We start from the raw sequence: 17705 nt of genomic DNA on the forward strand, positions 1-17705 counted from the left end.
AAATCAAGCTGAGATAATGCACGAAAATGAACTTTCATATGAAATTAGGGGAGCAGCTTTTAAGGTACATTCCACTTTGGGGCCGGGATTGCTGGAGTCTGTTTATGAAACTGCATTGGCTCATGAATTAAGGAAACAAGAAATCGAGGTTTGAACTCAGGTCGCATTACCGATTGTATATGATGATATAAAAATGGAGCACGGATTTAGGTTGGATTTATTGGTGAATAAAAAAGTGATAGTAGAAATAAAGTCAGTAGATGCTCTGCTTGATGTTCACCATAAACAGTTACTCACCTATCTGAAGTTAAATCAGCTAAAACTTGGCCTTTTAATAAATTTTAATTCTACTAATTTGAATAAATCAATGACGCGCATTGTAAATAATCTGTAACTTTTGCGCGAATCAGCGAAAATAATCTGCGCTTATCTGCGAGAAACGGATATGATGATCCGGCCGACTTATTTTTTATTTTAAACAGTTGGATTTAGCTATTGTAAATCAAAATTCTGAAAGAAATGATCAAATCCCTCTACATCAAAGATTTTGCACTGATTGACGAACTGGATGTTCAGTTTGAGAAAGGGCTCAATATCATGACCGGTCAGACCGGCGCGGGTAAATCGATTATTATTGGCGCGCTGAATATGATTTTGGGTGAGCGGGCGGATACGGAAGTCATTCGTCAGGGAGCCCAAAAGGCGATCGCTGAAGCCACTATTTTTGTCGGGGAGAATGAACAACTTTTTGAACTTTTGGAAGAGAGTGCAGTGGAAGTGTCGAAGGAGCTTATCCTGAGGCGTGAAATTCGTCAGACCGGAAGTCGCGCCTTTATCAACGATACGCCGGTTAATATCTCGGTTCTGAAAGAGGTGGGAGATCAGCTTGTGGACCTGCACGGTCAGCACGATCATCAGATGTTATTGAAAGAGGAGAATCATCAGGGGGTGATTGATCAGTTTGATTCGGTTCAACCGGTACTGAAAGCGTATCGAACCGAGTATAAGAAAATGTCGGATCTGCAGAAGGAGCTTCGGGATTTGAAACGCCGGGAGCAGGATCTGAATGAAAAGATGGAGCTCTATCAGTTTCAGGTGAAGGAACTGGAGGCTGCCGAACTGGACGCTCACGAAGAGGAGGAGCTGGAGGCGGAGATGAACCTTCTGGATAATGCGGAGGATCTCGATCAAAAGGCGGCGGCTATTGCCGAGATTGGCAGCGGAGACGATATCAGCTTGATGGAGCTGCTCAATACCATCAAGATGCACCTGGAGGATATGAGCCGGATTGAGCCGGAGTTTCAAACCTACCTGGAGGAGGTGACCACCGCCCGTATCAGCATTCAGGAGGCCGTTCAGTTTGCCGAGAGATATCGTGAAGGGATTGAGTTTAATCCGAAACGATTGGAGACTCTGCGGCAGCGGCAATCAGAGTTAAATCGGCTTCAGAAGAAGTATCAGCGCGATATTCCGGAATTGATCAAGTATTACAATGAGATCAAGGCTGAGCTGAATGTTGCCGAAAATTTTGATCTGGAGATTGAGCGGATTGAGAAGAAAATTGCAGATCATGCAGAGGTGTTAAAAGAGAAAGCGATGGATTTGCATAAGATCAGAGTTCAGGTTGGCAGCCAACTTTCGGCCGATATTGCTGATGCTCTCAAAAATCTGGGTATCGAACACGGCCGTTTTCAGGTGAGCGTGGAATGGATGACATCAGCATCCGGCTGGCTGAAAGTTGACGGAACTGCGGTTGAGTGTACACCTGACGGCTGTGATGAGGTGACGTTCTACATTTCAACAAACAAGGGAGAGTCGCCAAAACCGTTGGCTAAGATAGCATCGGGTGGTGAGATCAGCAGGGTGATGCTGTCGCTGAAGTCGATTCTGGCGAAGGAGCACCACCTGCCTGTGATGATTTTTGATGAGATCGATACGGGAATCAGCGGGCACATCTCTGAGAAAGTAGGCCGCGAGATGCGGAAACTGTCTGAGTATTGCCAGATTGTGGCGATCACGCATCAGCCGCAGATTGCGAGTCAGGCGCACAAGCACTACAAGGTGGAAAAGGTGGAAGAGCGGGAGAGAACGATCACGAAAATTGTATCTCTTTCTGAAGAAGAGCATATCCGCGAAGTGGCCGGATTGATGAGCGGTGAGGAGATAACAGACTCGGCACTCAGCAGTGCGAAAGAACTGATTGAAAGGAGCGGGATGAGGAATTGATATTTTGAAAAGTGAAAAGGAAAACGTGTAAGATTATGGATGGCAGATTTGCTTTAAAAATAATCATTGGCTTAGCATTAGTACTCATATTTTCAGGGCTATTTTGTGAGGCTAATTCTCAAAACCATCCAAGTATTTCTGCAATTGGAGAGTTTCGATATGGACTATCTGAATCTTTGATTGAGGATGCTGACGGATTAGAAGAGTTGCAGGTTTTAAAATCGGACGATGGGACAGTACGTAAGTTCTACTTGTTAGATGAAGAGTCAGGAACGTACGTTGGTTTCACTTTTCCGCCTTTTAGAAATGAATATGCACATGGAGTTCAGCTAACAGGCTACGATGAAAGAGAAGAGTTGTTCGGGGGGCTGAAACTTGGGATGAATAAGGAAGATGTTTTTGAACGTATTGGTACTGCTTCAGATTCAAGTTTGGTAGAGGTAACCGGAGGTACATTTTACAGTTTTGAGGGTAGAAATTACTCTATTGAATTAGACAGCGAGGGTAGGCTTTACAGCGTTGCTTTTCATGGCATAGATAGCTACCTGATTGAACAGGGCTGGCCAAGGAATTGGTTTAGATATCAAATCAATACAATTGAGAATGTAACTTCAACCAATTTGACGGATGTATCTAATACAGATCCAACAATATTTGCGAATATAGATCCATTTCGGCCAAGAGTAGAGTTTACCGGTCGAGTTCGTGAAATGCCTGAAGAGAGGAAATCAATGATCGATATATGGTTAACACAGCTTGGTCATCAGGAGGAGGTGAAAAACTTATTTCAAAATGAGTTTGAAGTGAGGGAAAATGGAGTTGAGTACTGGGTTGCAATTCAAAATTCACTACTGCAGCCTCTTATTGAGGAGACAAATGAGGGATTATATCCCACGGACCTATTCTTGAATATTGTAGGTGAAATAGATAGTGAGCCGGTCTTAGTATGTAATGAGTTTGTCGTTTTGTAATTGAAGCACCGATTCGAAAGAATGATCTTGTAAACTTTGTGCTACTTCAGTTTTTGAGACTTCGTGGCATTTAATACTAAACCATGATTCGACTGACTATTTTATCTATTCTGCTCTTTTTTGTTGCATCGTCATTACAGGCACAGCAAGTATTGGTTGTGTACCATTCTGAGACCGGCAACACCGAACGGATGGCTCAGTCTGTTGCTGAGGGAGCTCGCTCTCTTGAGGGAGTTGAGGTTCTGTTGTTGTCAGTGGACGAGGTTTCGGCAGACCAACTTGTCGAAGCGGGTGCCATTATCGTAGGAAGCCCGGTCTACAATGCTAATATTTCTCCTGAAATATCAGCGTTTATCGCATCCTGGCCGTTTGAAGGTCAGCCGTTAAAAGATAAAATTGGGGCGGCTTTTGTGACGGCCGGAGGAATATCAGCAGGAGAGGAGATCGTTCAGATGAACATTCTGCAGAGTATGCTGGTGTTCGGAATGCTTGTAGTGGGCGGACCTGAGTGGACACAGCCGTTCGGGGCGTCTGCCGTTACGGGTGAACCGCCGTTTAGCACAAAAGAAACGGGCAGTATTGAACCCCATTTTTTGGAAAAAGGGTTTTCTTTGGGGCAGCGGGTAGCCGAATTAACGGTAAAAATGGATTTATGATTTAATGAAGGAATATTCTGCTATTGCGGAGCGGGAATTTTTGTTTTAAGGATTCTTTTACCAAATTGAAGTGTCTGTTAATTCAATACTACCGTTATGAAAACATCCATCTTGTCGATTGTGTTATTACTCAGTTCAGTATACAGCACATTTGCCCAGCAACAATATCCGACGGATCGGCAATACTCTGTTCCGTTTGATAACCAGCCCTTTTTCTTTCAGCCTTCTCAGGTATCACCCTATCAAATGGGGGTGTTTAGTGATGTAATCGGGCAGTTTTCGGATCACCCGCTATCTGAGATCAATAGAAATCCGGCAAACCTAAATCAACTCAACGAGAGAAGTTACCTTTACGCGGACTTTAAAACCCTTCCCGATGAAACCCTGAAAAGTTACTACTCCGGATGTGTGAACTGTATAACACCGGCTTGGATCATCACGCCTACTGAGGAGAACCGAACGATCAGAGAACCATTTTTATTGGCCGCTTATTTTATGAATCCGATTGAAAATTCCGGCTGGAGGCTTGGACTGACTTATCAACTCATGAGTATGAGTGAATCGTTCTATCAAATCAGGTCAAATCCCTATACATATTATGATAATCAACTGGCTACAGGATCCGCACTGCCGTCACCATCGCCATATGACGGTAAACGCGATCAGTACCGGATACAAGGTCATTTCCCCTCATTCTATACAGGATATGAATTTTCGGAAGATCTAAGTATCGGACTTAAAGTGGGATATAATTACTATTCCGGGAACGGCAATCATGTGTCAGAAAATTTTGGCAATATTTCAGACATTGCAATCCCTCCACAAGCGAATGAGTTCTCTCGTCAGCGGGATGTGATTTACAGCCATTGGGATTTTTCAGCCGGAATCAATGCAGGGTTAAGTGACCGATCAACTGTGGGGGTCAGTATTGGATATCTTACAGGAGCATTTGACCAGAAAGGAAGTGAGATTTACAACCAGGCTTATGAAAATTATGACCTGAACGGGGATGACTTCTACTATACGAATTTTAGTGACTGGTTTGAACGGGGAGGTTTTGAACGGAACGGCCAAACGCTTTATGCTACCGCCGATTATACGTTCGGTCGAGATGAAAACAGTATCTACAGGCTGAATTATCGGGTAAGTTTCTCTGATCAGGATTTTGATTTTGGGTCGTCGGGCTACCGCTTTAGTGAATCTGAAAACTATTTTGAAAATAATGAGGGTGAACTTCAATTTTGGATCTCTGAAAATGAACAGTCAACTTTGAACAGCGGAGCGGGCAGCTCTGAGTTATGGCAGCACCGGTTTAGTGCTTCATACAGTAGGAAATTGTCAAATAATTTTCAGCTCAAATCAGGTTTTCAGATAAACTTTGACCTTGATAAAGAGTCTTATACCGATCTTCAACAGAGGCTAAATAGCAATTACACCTATCGTGAAGAGGATGGTGAGCCCACGAACGACCAGCTCTACTCATCAGATAACCGAACCTTAAACATCACTCAACCCGCAAATTATCGGTTTACTGGACAACTGCCTATAATTTTCGGGAGATCTTTTGGCCAGCACATTTATGCAGAACTGGGTGTGATGGGCTATTACCGAAGTGAGATCAGAAAAGTGAATCAGGTTGTAGAGTATGATAACCGTTATGAAGTGATTGAAAATGGTGAAGTTGAGATTGGTGTAAACCAAAATCAATATGTAGATGAACTTCGCCGGCATCATAGCTCAACGATGCTGAATGCATTCAGCTCAATCACATTTCTGCCAAACGATCAGCTTCGGATTCGATTGATGACCTATTCCGACCGTCGTGAAATCAACCGGATCAGCAGTGTCGATGCCATTCGATTTCAGATTTCAGCCGAAATTGGATTTTAACAACCCTTTAATAGATTCCAAATCCTTGAAGGTTCGACCCTGTCAATTCACCGGAATCAAAAGAAGCGCATTGGCCACGCCGCGTTCACCGCTGTGGTCAAATTGCCCATTATCACTGGGGAAACTGACCACTCCGTAATCTTGAAGCCACATTGTGGTCGACCCGCCTCCATCAAGGTTGAGTGCGGAGTGTGCCCCGAGTGAAGCCATCAGTTCGGCCAGTTCCGGTATCGACATCCCGTGCGCCTCGCCCGACCGCCCGTCGACGGTAACTAGCAGTAGGTGATCATTTTCCGTAATACCCACGGCAGTTCTCGGATGACGGTTTTGATTGAACGGATCGTTGTTAAACGACCGGGTCTCACCATCCAGAATCAATAGAGGCCCGGAGCTTAGAAGGGTTTGAGCATCGGTCGCAAGCCAGCTCCCGTCCGGACGTTCGACGATATAGGCAGAGCCGTTGCTGTCTATCCCGATTCCACCGTTTTCGGAGTAGAGCCGACGGTTTACCGCTCCCTGTGCCAGGATTTCTCCATCCACCCTGAAAAAAACGACCGAACCGCCTCTCTGCACATCAAAAAATGATCCGTTAATAGCAGCAACGGCTCCGTTTGTTTCAGCAAATTCACTGGTTTTGATCAGAATTGAATCAGACCAGACAAATTCAGGCACAACACCGGCCGCATTCATATCCACACGAATAACGTTGATGCTCTGTGTGGAACCAAATAGATCATCCCCGTGATATGTTTCCCAATAGATCCCATCTGATATGACTTCTGTACTCCACGAGCGCGTGTCTGCCGGCAGGGGATGACGATCTTGTGCATGCAGATCCTGCAGAGAGATGGCTGAAAGTATGAATAGGACGAGAAGGGAGTGGCGAAATGTTTTCATACATGTTTGTTGTTTGAACCGCAGAATGTCCAATATTGAATAACGAATGACGAAGTTTGAAAACTTCGAAATTCGGTGTTCGCTATTCTGCGGTCCGACATTCATTTTTAATTATTTCCCAATACAAAAACGCGAGAAAATCGAGTCTAAAACGTGTTCATTTGTGATCTCCCCGGTAATGGTTCCCAGCTCTTTGAGTGCGGATCGCAGATCGATGGAGAGAAAATCGCCGGTCATACCCTGGTCGAGTGCCTGAATAGCTCGCTGCACGTTTTCCCTCGCTTTTTGCAGAGCGTCGCGATGACGTGAAGATGTGACCAGCAGGCTGGAGGTGTCGTAATCTTTGTTTTCAAGTGCCCGCTGTTTCATCAGTTTCTTGAGGTCATCGATGTTCTGCTCTTCCAGCGCGGAGATTTTCAGATCATAATCGATTCGCTCCTCATGTGAAGAGTCTTCCAGGTCAAGCTTGGTACCAATTAACAAAAATGGTGTCGAAACAGCCCGCTTTTGAAATCTGGTAATTTCTTCACGCTCTTCCGAATCGAGCGGCAGCGAGAGATCCTTCAGGTAGACCACCAGATCGGCCTGTTCAAATGCTTTTTGAGACCGTTTTACTCCTTCGGCTTCAATCACATCTTCTGTCTCACGAAGGCCGGCCGTGTCGATCAGCTTGAACAACAGCCCCTCGTAGCTCCAGTCGGCATCAATCGTGTCGCGTGTGGTGCCGGCAATTTCAGTCACAATCGCGCGGTCGCTCCCGACCAGTGTATTCAACAGAGTTGATTTTCCCGCATTAGGCCGACCGATAAAAACCGTTTTCACCCCATCTTTCACAAGCCGGCCGGTTTCGTAGGTATCGAGCAGGCGCCCAATCTCTTCATCTACATCCACAAGCAGTTTCCGAAGCTGTTCTTTATTGGCAAACTCCACATCTTCCTCAATAAAATCGAGTTCCAGTTCCACCATGGCCGTGGCATCAATAATCTGCTGACGAAACTCCTTGATATGCTTGCCCAAACGTCCTTCAAGCTGCTGATGTGCCGCATCCACCGCCTTGATGCTCTTGGCGTGGATCAGATCGGCAACGGCTTCGGCCTGATCCAGGTCCAGTTTACCGTTCAGAAATGCCCGCTGCGTAAACTCTCCCGGTTCAGCCGAACGAACACCTTGCTCTAATATGGTTTCCAGGACAGCCTGTGTTACCAGCACTCCGCCGTGACACGAAATTTCAACCGTATCTTCACCCGTGTACGATTTGGGTGATCGGAAAACCGTAGCCAACACCTCATCCACAACCCGGTCATCTTTTTTGATGATTTTTCCAAAATGCACCGTATGGGAATCTGCCTTTGTGAGTTCCTTTCCCTTGAAGCAGCTCTGAACTTTTTCAATCGCACCTCTACCGGAGACGCGGATCACGGCAATTCCCCCTTCTCCCACGGGAGTGGCGATGGCGGCAATGGGTGGTTGTTGGTTGATTTCAGACATAGATTAAAATGCTTTTAGGGTGATAATCTTGAAATCTTCCATTCCTGACCTTCCTTTTCGTAACATATCCGATCGTGCAGACGGTTCAGCCTACCCTGCCAGAATTCAATCCGTATTGGTTTTACAAGAAAACCACCCCAATTTTCCGGCCTTGGAATCGGTCCGCCGCCAAATTTCTTCTCCATCTCTTTTAGGCGATTTTCGAGAGCTTCTCTGGATTCAACAACATCACTTTGAGGTGAAGCCAAAGCACTGAGCTGACTGGCAGCCGGTCGCTTGCTAAAGTATGCATCCGACTGCTCTTCCGGTACTTTCTCCGTTACTCCTTCAATATGAATTTGCCTCATCAGTTCAGGCCAATAAAACGTAATGGAAACATAGGGGTTCTCGAGAATCTGCCGGCCTTTCCGGCTGCGGTAGTTGGTATAGAAAACAAATCCGTTTTCATCAAATCCTTTCAGCAAAACGGTTCGGCTGGATGGCTTTCCGTCTTGATCCGCCGTTGCCACGATCATCGCGTTGGGATCGGTAATAATCTTATCTACAGCTTCATCAAACCAGGCAGAAAATTGTTCAATTGGGTCCTCACTGACGTGCTCTTCCAGCAATGGTTTTCCGGTATACTCGCGACGCAACATCTCCACGGCCTGCCTGGCAGCAGTCTTTGGTTTTGATATCTCATCTCTGCCGGGAATCCATCTTTTAAAAAAGCTGAACATAGTCTAAAAGTGTTATTCTGCGGGTTCGGCTTCCATCTCTTCGGAAGCTTCAGCTACTTCATCCAAACGTGTGTCCAGATCCTCAATTACGCCGATTATTGTTTCAACCGCATTCAGATAAAATTCCGGATTTGTATTTTCGTAGGTATCCGTTGGCGCATGGTAGTGAGGGTGATCTTCAACACCGAAATAGACAAACGGAATGCCTTTCATGTGAAATGGTCCGTGATCGGAAGCCATCGTCCAGTCTTGCGGCCATTCGTCTGAGTCGTACCCGAACAAAACACTGATCGGAGCATCGGCTGTAGATTCCTCAATGATCGGCTTCAAAAATGGATAGTGGTAGGTTCCCACCGCGTAGAGTTCGTTATCAAAATTATTGCTGATCATATCCATGTTCACGTTCATCACTATCTGCTCGAGCGGTACAACCGGATTGTCAACAAAATATCGGGCACCGCCAAGGCCCTGCTCTTCGGCATCCAGCGCAATAAAAATAATGCTGTTTTCCGGCTGAACGTTTGTGAAGTAGCGAGCTGCTGCCATTAAACCGCCAGTGCCTGAAGCGTTATCATCCGCGCCGTTATAGATCTCTCCATCCCGAACCCCGAGGTGGTCGTAGTGAGCCGTTACAACAATGTGCCGATCCGGATTCACGCTGCCTTCTACATAGCCGATCAGGTTTACTGCATCCACAAATTCCTCTTCAGATCTGGGGCTCGAATGATCAAACAGGTGGCGGTAGCTTTCACCAAATTTTTGCAGGCCAAGGCTTTCAAATCTCTCTTCGATATAGACCTGTGCCATCCGGTTTCCTTCGGTATTGGTTTTACGTCCTTCCAGTTCGTCCGATGCCAGATACTCCAGATCAGATAAAGCCTGTTCTGAATCGACGATATTGAATGGTTCAGGCTGCTTATCTACTCGGTTGCAGGAAACGAAAAGTACCAGCAGTAATACCGGTAAAAAATAACGTGAAGTTTTGAGTGTTCTATTCATAAATTTGATTGGTTTTGAAAGAAGTTGATATATGAAAATATGGTATTTTAACTAATATTAAGAAGGAGATTGGTTTTGTAACCAAAAATTTCACCCACCGTACATTTAATCATCTTTAGAGCTACCATTGATCGCTCAGATGAATCGGGTCGTCCACTTCATGAATTACAACCGGTATGAACAGAGATAGAAAAAACCTTAAAAACAATCTGAGAAGTTCGGGTCCGGACTCGCTGGATGATTATCTGAATCGGGCTGAAGAGCGCGCCTCCATGAAAGAGGAAGAGCCGGAGCTACCCAAACCCAAAAGAAATTATTTAGCCATTTTGGTCTTTTTAGTTGTAGGATTTTTTCTGGTGAGAGGTGTGTCTAACTTTTCCTTCAATCCCTTCTCATCCTTTTTCCAAACTGTATCCATAGCCCAACCCAGTGAAGATCTTTTAAACCGAATGAACAACCGAATGGTGGAGATGGGATATACAGGTTTGAGCCATGACGAACTCCGCGATTTACGTAGCAAAGGGGTCACCGCCACCTATATATCAAATGTCCGGGGTCTTGGTTTTACCGAATTGACCCTTGATGAAGCAGTGAGCCTGGCTCAGGCCGATGCGTCATCAGCATTTATCGCCATGATGCTTGAACTGGGTTACGAGCCCACTGTAGAAGATCTTGTTAACCTCAGGCGCGCCGGAGTAACCGCGTTCTATACCAGTAATATTCACGATTTAGGTTATCGCGATGTTACCATGGAGCAGCTTATTCGAATGCAGAGGATCGGAGTAACAACTTCTTTGATTGAGCGCCTGCAAGCAGAGAGCGGAGAGGATATCCCATTAGAGGAGATTATTCGCTACCGGATTAGTAATCAGTAGCAGTTTCTTTTGATTGATTTTAAACCGCATTAAGATAAAATCGACAGTCACTTTAAAAGTGACTGTCGATTTGATTTATAGCTGTTATTACTCCAGCGCTGCCTGAGCGGCTGCAAGGCGCGCCACCGGCACACGGAACGGAGAGCAGGATACGTAATTCAATCCTTGCTTGTAGCAGAAAGCCACACTTTTCGGCTCCCCACCATGTTCACCGCAAATTCCAATTTTAAGATCCGGGTTTTCCTCGCGGCCTTTTTGGGTTGCGAGTTCTACAAGGCGACCAACACCCTCCGTATCCAGTACCTGGAATGGATCGTGTTGCAGAATGCCCTCTTCAAGGTAGATTTTTAGAAATTTACCGGCATCATCCCGGCTGTATCCAAATGTCATTTGTGTGAGGTCGTTGGTTCCGAATGAGAAGAATTCCGCCTCCTTCGCAATCTGATCGGCCACAAGAGTTGCACGCGGGATCTCAATCATGGTGCCCACTTTATACTCAACGCTATCACCTGTTTGTTCAAAAACCTCTTTGGCTACATCATCGATTACCATCTTCTGGCTATGGAACTCCTGCGGGGTTCCAATCAACGGAACCATGATTTCCGGCAGTACAGCAACTCCCTCCTGTTTCAGTTCAACGGCAGCTTCAAGAATGGCCCTTGACTGCATTTCGGTGATCGCCGGGTAGGTGATCCCCAAACGGCATCCGCGATGACCAAGCATAGGGTTGAACTCCTTGAGCGATCGGACGATATCGGCAAACTTCTGAGGATCGATCCCCAGGTTATCTGCTACTTCTTTCTGTTCATCAGTTCCCTCGGGTAGAAATTCATGAAGTGGCGGATCGAGCAGGCGTATGGTTACCGGCAAGCCTCCCATCACCTTAAAGATTTTCCGGAAGTCTGACTTTTGGTAAGGCAGAAGAGTCATCAGAGCTTTCCGGCGCTCTTCATCCGTTTCAGAGATGATCATTTTACGAATTGCTGAGATTCGCTTCTCACCAAAAAACATATGTTCGGTTCGGCAAAGCCCGATTCCTTCAGCTCCAAATTCCCGGGCTCTTGCTGAATCTTCCGGACTGTCGGCATTTGCCCTAACCCCCATATTCCTGTACTCATCCACCCAGTTCATAAAGGTGTAATAATCATCATCCATTTCAGGTTTTACAACTTCATGTTTTCCATCGATTACTGCACCGAGGGTTCCATCAATGGAAATCCAGTCACCTTCTTTAATAGTTTTAGACCCGTTGGTGAACTGTTTTTTCTTATAATTGATCACAATATCACCGCAACCTGCAACACACGGTTTTCCCCATCCGCGGGCAACAACGGCTGCGTGGCTGGTCATCCCGCCTCGGGAGGTCAGAATTCCTTCTGCAGCGGCCATTCCGCCTACATCTTCAGGACTGGTTTCAATTCTCACTAAAATAACGGGATAGTCATCCGAGGCGAGCTCCTCCGCTTTCTCTGAGCTAAAAACAACATGTCCGACAGCGGCTCCGGGCGACGCAGGCAGACCTTTTCCCAGAACAGACTCTTCATCTATCGAGTCAGAGTCAATCTGTGCGTGAAGTAACTGGTCAAGATGGTTCGGTTGGACCAGCAACTTGACAGCCGTTTGGTTATCAATTTTACCTTCCTCAACCATTTCTACGGCAATTTTCACGGCTGCTGTGCCGGTTCGTTTCCCATTGCGTGTTTGCAGGATGTATAGTGTTCCCTTCTGGATGGTGAACTCAATATCCTGCATGTTGCCATAATGCTCCTCAAGGCGGGTGCAATGGGTAAGCAGTTCATCATAAGCTTCCGGCATCACTTTCTGCAGCTCGCTTATATTTTTTGGAGTTCTGATCCCCGCCACCACATCCTCTCCCTGGGCGTTAATTAAAAATTCACCATACAGTTTGTTCTCTCCGGTGGATGGATTTCGGGTAAAGCAAACGCCTGTTGCGCAATCATCTCCCATATTTCCGAAAACCATGGCCTGTACGTTCACAGCCGTTCCAAGAAGGCCGGTTATTTGATTAATTCGCCGGTACTTCACTGCTCGTTCACTATCCCACGAATTGAACACAGCATTGATAGCGAATTGAAGCTGTTCGTAAGGGTCGTCAGGGAACATATGCCCGGTCTCTTTTCGGTACACGGCTTTATATCTGTCAACAACCTCTTTGAGATCGTCTATATCAAGGTCGGTATCATTTTCAACGCCTTTTTTCTTTTTAATCTCAGCGATTGCTTTTTCAAACTTGCTGTGGGAGATCCCCATTACAACATCACCAAACATATCGATAAATCGCCGATAGCTGTCGTATGCAAAACGCTCGTTGCCGGTATGCCGTGCAAGCGCTTCCATAGTGTCGTCATTTAAACCGAGATTTAACACGGTATCCATCATCCCCGGCATGGAGATCGCGGCACCTGACCGGACAGACAGTAACAACGGATGCTCGGAGTCTCCTAATTTCGTATCCATGATATTTTCAACATATTGCACGCCTTCAGCAATTTTCTCTTTAAGCCCGTGCGGCCAACGTCCGTTGTGTTTGGAGAAGTAATCACAAGCTTCAGTTGAAATTGTGAATCCCGCCGGGACCGGCAGCCCAATGCTCGACATTTCAGCAAGATTTGCCCCCTTTCCACCAAGCAGCGCCTTCATTGAACGGTCGCCTTCTGCGTCTCCTGCTCCAAATGTGTAGACTTTTGCTCCTTTCGTCTCTACTTCCATCTCTTCCTCCGATTTGTATGTTTTAAATAAACCTTCTCTTTTTTTTACGGCTTTGAAAATGGTAGTTGTGAAATGCGATTCATTCAAAGCCTTATTAATAGTACTGAAAAAATTCCTCTAAACATCAACATACAATCAGTTTATGGCAAATTGTGAATTCAAATATTCAATGGTTCACAGGTAAACAAACGGTTTTTTTGGTTAGGTCTGATCGGCTGACTATTTTCCTGCCTGACTGACTAATAAAAATTTGAACGAATAGAGCTCTCTGCATGAAATTTAAAATGCCTCACACGCTCACGCTGCTCTTTTTTTTGATGGTTGCGGCTTTGGTGGCAACCTGGATTATTCCTCAGGGGCAATTTGAAACGGAAGTTGTTAATGGTAGTGAAGTAGTTGTGCCGGGTACGTTTCAGGTGGTAGAGGATGGTGAACTGTTAAATCCAATTACGCTATTTACGGCAATACCAAGAGCTTTTGCAGCCGCTCAGGATATCATCTTTTTTCTTTTCATTATTGGCGGTGTTTTAGCGGTAATCCGAAAAACCGGGGCCATTGATGCTCTTCTCGGCAGACTGTTGGAAAACCTTGGAGGAAGACCCGGCACGCTTATATTTATTACTGTATTTGTTTTTGCACTGGCATCAAGTGCAATGGGTGCCTCTGCAGAATATATCCCGTTTGTGTTGATTTTGGCGGCTCTCTGCCGAACTATGAAAATGGATACAATGACCGCAGTTGGAATTATTGTCGCCGGTTACGGAATTGGATACGGGGCTGCTGCATTTAATCAGTATACCGTAGTTGTGGCGCAGGGAGTTGCCGGGCTACCAACCTATTCCGGCTGGCCGGTACGCCTGGGAATTTTAATCCCATTTGTGATGATTGGGGCGCATCATGTCTATAGCTATTCCCGAAAAGTTCAGCGAGATCCCTCCGTAAGTTTGATGAGTGGAATTGCCCCACCTGAGCCGGACGTAACACCGAAAGAGTATCCAAAACTTTCTGCATCGCATGTTGCCATTCTCTTCTCTTTTATACTTGCCCTGGGGGTAGCCGTGTGGGGAATTGCAACACGCGGATGGTATTTGAATGAGTTAGGTGCAGCTTTCGTGATACTGGGTGTGGTTTCTGCTGTGATTGGGAAAATTGGACCGAGCCTGATGGCAAGAGAATTTGTAAAAGGTGCGAAAGATCTGACCGAAACTGCCCTGCTTGTAGGTGTTGCCCGTGGAATTGCATTGATTATGGAAGACGGTGAAATTCTTCACACCATTGTGAACGCACTATCTGTTCCGCTCTCCAGTGTAGGTCCGGAGCTCTCCGCTGTTGGAATGATGATCATGCAGACCATTCTGAACCTTTTTGTTCCATCAGGCAGCGGCCAGGCATTTGTAACGATGCCGTTGATGGCCCCTTTAAGTGATCTTCTTGGAGTATCGCGCCAGATCGCAGTCCAAGCGTTTCTGTTTGGTGATGGGTTTGCCAATATGATTGTACCAACCAATGCAGTGTTGATGGGTATTCTCGGTATGGCCGGCGTTCCTTATGACCGATGGTTTCGGTTCTGCTTGCCGCTTATTGCAAAACTGCTTGCGTTTGCGGCCATCTGTATGGTGGGAATGGTAATGTTTGGATTTTCCTAAGTCTTAGACGTCGGCCACCGTCACTCTAATCCCTTTCTTTTCCAGGTTTTGAATAACAGAATCCGGCGTACCGGAGTCTGTAATGATGTGTTGAACAGAGTCGATCGTGCAAATCCGCCCAAAACCGCGTTTCCCAAATTTTGTGTGATCGGCCAGGGCAACCGTGTACTGTGCGATGTTGATAAACTTCTGATTCAGAGTAGCTTCCAGAAGATTTGTGGTTGTTAAGCCGTAATCCAGGTCAATTCCATCTACGCCAAGAAAAAGAATCCCACAGGTGATGTTATCCAGAAACTGCTCTGCATAGGGTCCTACCACAGAGTTTGAGCTTGGCCTGAGCTGCCCTCCAAGCTGAGTGATCTCCACATTGTCGTGCCCGGACAGCTGAAGTGAAACATCAAGCGAAGAGGTGATGACATTGAGTCTGTTCGCGGGTTGAATGACATTTGCCAGGGCCGCAACTGTTGTGCCGGATGCAAGTATGATGGAGTCGTTATCCCCAATCAGCTTAACTGCTTCTCTTGCAATAGCCTCTTTTTCACGGGCTTGTACTTTCGCCTTTTCTGAAACCGGCCGATCGCTGGTGTAAGGATTTGAACGAGTGGCACCTCCGTGAGTTCTGAAGAGGAGATTTTTGTCTTCCAGTAAACGCAGATCCTTTCTGATAGTGACTTCCGAAACGGAAAGCTCTTCGCTCAACTCCTGAACATTAACTTTGCCACTCTCTTTCAGTTTATTAAGAATTATTTCGTGTCGTTCAGAAATATTCATAATAGTGTTTCATTTTGGGGGTAATATATGAAGAATACCCTGTTTCTCAAATTCTAATGTAGTATGTGAAATAAAATGAAATTTGTTATAAGCCATTGAGCCCCATGTGTTGGAAGATATTCGGCTTCTTTGTAGCATGATCGATTCGTATTATTCCGTTTGTACTTCATATTGTTTTGAATTATGTTTAAAACAGAATGATGTGAAACTTAAACGAAATGACAAACATCATGGAAAGAGAAAGATTGATACAGCAATTAGAAGAGAGAGAAAATCATGAGTGGGATGTTATTATCATCGGGGGAGGAGCAACAGGATTGGGGGTTGCACTCGATGCAACATCAAGAGGATTGAGCACACTGCTGCTAGAGCAGTCCGATTTTGCAAAGGGGACATCCAGCCGAAGTACAAAGCTGGTTCACGGTGGTGTTCGGTATCTGGCACAGGGAAATGTGGATTTGGTACGGGAGGCATTAAGAGAGCGTGGGTTACTTCAGAAAAATGCACCACACCTGGTTCAGAATGAAACGTTTGTGATTCCAATCTATTCGCTATTTAATAAGCTTTTCTACACGGCTGGGTTGAAAATGTATGATCTGCTATCCGGTTCCCTAAGTCTGGGTAAATCGAAAGGAATTTCGAAACGTGAGACGATTGATCGGCTTCCAACAATTAAGCAGGGCGGACTTTCGGGTGGTGTCATTTATCACGATGGGCAATTTGATGATTCCAGACTTGCAGTGAATGTGGCGCAAACAGCGTGGGAGAATGAGGCAACGGTTTTAAACTATATGGAAGTGACGAACCTTTTGAAAGAGGGAGACAAGATTCGAGGTGTGGCAGCAAAAGATGCAGAGAGTGGAATCGAATACAGATTGAAGGGGAGAGCTGTTATCAACGCAACCGGAGTTTTTGCAGATGAAATTTTGAAGATGGATCAGACGGATCACAAAAAAACGATCCGTCCCAGTCAGGGAGTTCATGTAGTACTGGATCGAGAATTCCTGCCCGGTAAAGACGCTATCATGATTCCAAAAACAGATGACGGCCGTGTTCTGTTTGCCGTTCCGTGGCACGATAAGGTTGTCGTTGGAACGACAGATACACTTCTTGACGAGCACTCTCTTGAGCCGGTTGCCCTGGATGAGGAGATAGAGTTTGTACTCTCAACAGCTTCACGATATCTGACGAAAGCCCCGGTTCGAAATGATGTAAAAAGTGTTTTTGCCGGGCTTCGGCCACTTGCCGCCCCCAAGGACGGATCAGGGAAGACCAAAGAGATATCAAGGAGCCATAAGATTATTGTATCGGATTCGGGGCTGATTACAATCACAGGGGGTAAGTGGACTACGTTCAGAAAAATGGGTGAGGACGCGATCGACAGAGCCATCAAGGTACATGAACTTAAAGCCGGGAAGAGTCGGTCTGAACATTTGAAAATTCACGGTGCGGACAGTAGTGTAAATTTTGATGATCCGCTCTATTTCTACGGTTCAGATAAAAAAGAGATTGAAAATCTGATTAAAAACCGACCGGAGTTAGGAGAACAGATCCACGAAAGTTATCCTTATGTAAAAGCTCAGGTTGTGTGGGCTGTACAGAGTGAGATGGCCCGCACAGTGGAGGATTTTTTAGCCCGGCGAGTGCGCGTGCTATTTCTGGATGCCAGGGCGGCAATAGATATGGCACCGGAAGTGGCTAAGCTAATTCAAACCGAGCGTGGAATGGATAAGGTGTGGGCCGAGAATCAGATAGAAGAGTTTACCGGTCTGGCCAACAGATACTTGTTGCAGGAATACAGGCCGGAACCAACAGTTTAACCTAAAACCAAAATCAA

The 17705-nt window shown here is 45.8% G+C and carries 13 protein-coding genes and 1 pseudogene; 8 read left to right on the forward strand and 6 right to left on the reverse strand.

Annotation, left to right across the window (positions count from 1 at the left end; genetic code table 11):
* The first annotated feature begins 16 nt into the window (after positions 1–16).
* The 5 genes and pseudogenes from BG260_RS03780 (at position 17) to BG260_RS03800 (ending at position 5743) form a co-directional block, all read left to right on the forward strand.
* Positions 17–394, forward strand: a pseudogene (locus BG260_RS03780) (GxxExxY protein).
* A 125-nt stretch (positions 395–519) separates the two neighbouring features.
* Positions 520–2226: a DNA repair protein RecN gene (gene recN, locus BG260_RS03785; protein ID WP_069130611.1), complete on the forward strand. Its 1707-nt coding sequence runs from the start codon at positions 520–522 to the stop codon at positions 2224–2226.
* Between the two features lie 35 nt (positions 2227–2261).
* Positions 2262–3197: a hypothetical protein gene (locus tag BG260_RS03790; RefSeq protein WP_069130612.1), complete on the forward strand. Its 936-nt coding sequence runs from the start codon at positions 2262–2264 to the stop codon at positions 3195–3197.
* Positions 3198–3280: 83 nt separating this feature from the next.
* Complete coding sequence (locus BG260_RS03795) at positions 3281–3853, forward strand: flavodoxin family protein (protein WP_069130613.1); 573 nt, start codon at positions 3281–3283, stop codon at positions 3851–3853.
* Between the two features lie 96 nt (positions 3854–3949).
* A complete protein-coding gene (locus BG260_RS03800; RefSeq protein ID WP_069130614.1) occupies positions 3950–5743 on the forward strand; it encodes a hypothetical protein in 1794 nt (597 codons plus the stop codon).
* Positions 5744–5785: 42 nt separating this feature from the next.
* On the opposite strand, the gene BG260_RS03805 is transcribed toward BG260_RS03800, so the two are convergent.
* From BG260_RS03805 to BG260_RS03820, 4 genes are all read right to left on the reverse strand, one after another.
* Positions 5786–6640: a phosphodiester glycosidase family protein gene (locus BG260_RS03805; RefSeq protein WP_069130615.1), complete on the reverse strand. Its 855-nt coding sequence runs from the start codon at positions 6638–6640 to the stop codon at positions 5786–5788.
* A 111-nt stretch (positions 6641–6751) separates the two neighbouring features.
* Positions 6752–8119 carry a tRNA uridine-5-carboxymethylaminomethyl(34) synthesis GTPase MnmE gene (gene mnmE / locus BG260_RS03810; RefSeq protein WP_069130699.1) on the reverse strand — a complete coding sequence of 456 codons (1368 nt, stop codon included), beginning with the start codon at positions 8117–8119 and terminating at the stop codon, positions 6752–6754.
* Positions 8120–8142: 23 nt separating this feature from the next.
* Positions 8143–8847 carry a pyridoxamine 5'-phosphate oxidase gene (gene pdxH / locus BG260_RS03815; protein ID WP_176719426.1) on the reverse strand — a complete coding sequence of 235 codons (705 nt, stop codon included), beginning with the start codon at positions 8845–8847 and terminating at the stop codon, positions 8143–8145.
* Positions 8848–8859: 12 nt separating this feature from the next.
* The gene (locus BG260_RS03820; RefSeq protein WP_069130616.1) at positions 8860–9846 is read right to left on the reverse strand and encodes a M28 family peptidase; all 987 of its coding nucleotides are present in this window, start codon (positions 9844–9846) and stop codon (positions 8860–8862) included.
* 176 nt (positions 9847–10022) lie between these two features.
* Between BG260_RS03820 and BG260_RS03825 the strand changes: the two genes are divergently transcribed.
* On the forward strand, positions 10023–10721 hold the full coding sequence (locus BG260_RS03825) for a hypothetical protein (protein WP_069130617.1): 699 nt from the start codon (positions 10023–10025) through the stop codon (positions 10719–10721).
* Positions 10722–10808: 87 nt separating this feature from the next.
* On the opposite strand, the gene ppdK is transcribed toward BG260_RS03825, so the two are convergent.
* Positions 10809–13451: a pyruvate, phosphate dikinase gene (ppdK, locus tag BG260_RS03830; RefSeq protein WP_069130701.1), complete on the reverse strand. Its 2643-nt coding sequence runs from the start codon at positions 13449–13451 to the stop codon at positions 10809–10811.
* Between the two features lie 272 nt (positions 13452–13723).
* Between ppdK and BG260_RS03835 the strand changes: the two genes are divergently transcribed.
* Positions 13724–15097: a YfcC family protein gene (locus tag BG260_RS03835; RefSeq protein WP_069130618.1), complete on the forward strand. Its 1374-nt coding sequence runs from the start codon at positions 13724–13726 to the stop codon at positions 15095–15097.
* 3 nt (positions 15098–15100) lie between these two features.
* Here BG260_RS03835 and BG260_RS03840 read toward each other — a convergent pair whose 3' ends face one another.
* Complete coding sequence (locus BG260_RS03840; RefSeq protein ID WP_069130619.1) at positions 15101–15868, reverse strand: DeoR/GlpR family DNA-binding transcription regulator; 768 nt, start codon at positions 15866–15868, stop codon at positions 15101–15103.
* Positions 15869–16098: 230 nt separating this feature from the next.
* Here BG260_RS03840 and BG260_RS03845 point away from each other — a divergent pair, with 230 nt between their 5' ends.
* Entirely contained in the window at positions 16099–17688 is a 1590-nt protein-coding gene (locus BG260_RS03845; RefSeq protein ID WP_069130702.1) for a glycerol-3-phosphate dehydrogenase/oxidase, read from the forward strand.
* The last annotated feature ends 17 nt before the right edge of the window (positions 17689–17705 follow it).

This window comes from Rhodohalobacter halophilus (assembly GCF_001715195.1).
GTDB classification, from domain to species: Bacteria; Bacteroidota; Rhodothermia; order Balneolales; family Balneolaceae; genus Rhodohalobacter; species Rhodohalobacter halophilus.

Excerpts from the sequence above, each read along its gene's own strand:
- recN (WP_069130611.1), top strand. The coding sequence starts at position 520 with ATGATCAAATCCCTCTACATCAAAGATTTTGCACTGATTGACGAACTG.
- BG260_RS03800 (WP_069130614.1), top strand. The coding sequence starts at position 3,950 with ATGAAAACATCCATCTTGTCGATTGTGTTATTACTCAGTTCAGTATAC.
- BG260_RS03805 (WP_069130615.1), bottom strand. The coding sequence starts at position 6,640 with ATGAAAACATTTCGCCACTCCCTTCTCGTCCTATTCATACTTTCAGCC.
- BG260_RS03835 (WP_069130618.1), top strand. The coding sequence starts at position 13,724 with ATGAAATTTAAAATGCCTCACACGCTCACGCTGCTCTTTTTTTTGATG.
- BG260_RS03820 (WP_069130616.1), bottom strand. The coding sequence starts at position 9,846 with ATGAATAGAACACTCAAAACTTCACGTTATTTTTTACCGGTATTACTG.
- pdxH (WP_176719426.1), bottom strand. The coding sequence starts at position 8,847 with ATGTTCAGCTTTTTTAAAAGATGGATTCCCGGCAGAGATGAGATATCA.
- BG260_RS03845 (WP_069130702.1), top strand. The coding sequence starts at position 16,099 with ATGGAAAGAGAAAGATTGATACAGCAATTAGAAGAGAGAGAAAATCAT.
- BG260_RS03840 (WP_069130619.1), bottom strand. The coding sequence starts at position 15,868 with ATGAATATTTCTGAACGACACGAAATAATTCTTAATAAACTGAAAGAG.
- BG260_RS03825 (WP_069130617.1), top strand. The coding sequence starts at position 10,023 with ATGAACAGAGATAGAAAAAACCTTAAAAACAATCTGAGAAGTTCGGGT.
- ppdK (WP_069130701.1), bottom strand. The coding sequence starts at position 13,451 with ATGGAAGTAGAGACGAAAGGAGCAAAAGTCTACACATTTGGAGCAGGA.
- BG260_RS03795 (WP_069130613.1), top strand. The coding sequence starts at position 3,281 with ATGATTCGACTGACTATTTTATCTATTCTGCTCTTTTTTGTTGCATCG.
- BG260_RS03790 (WP_069130612.1), top strand. The coding sequence starts at position 2,262 with ATGGATGGCAGATTTGCTTTAAAAATAATCATTGGCTTAGCATTAGTA.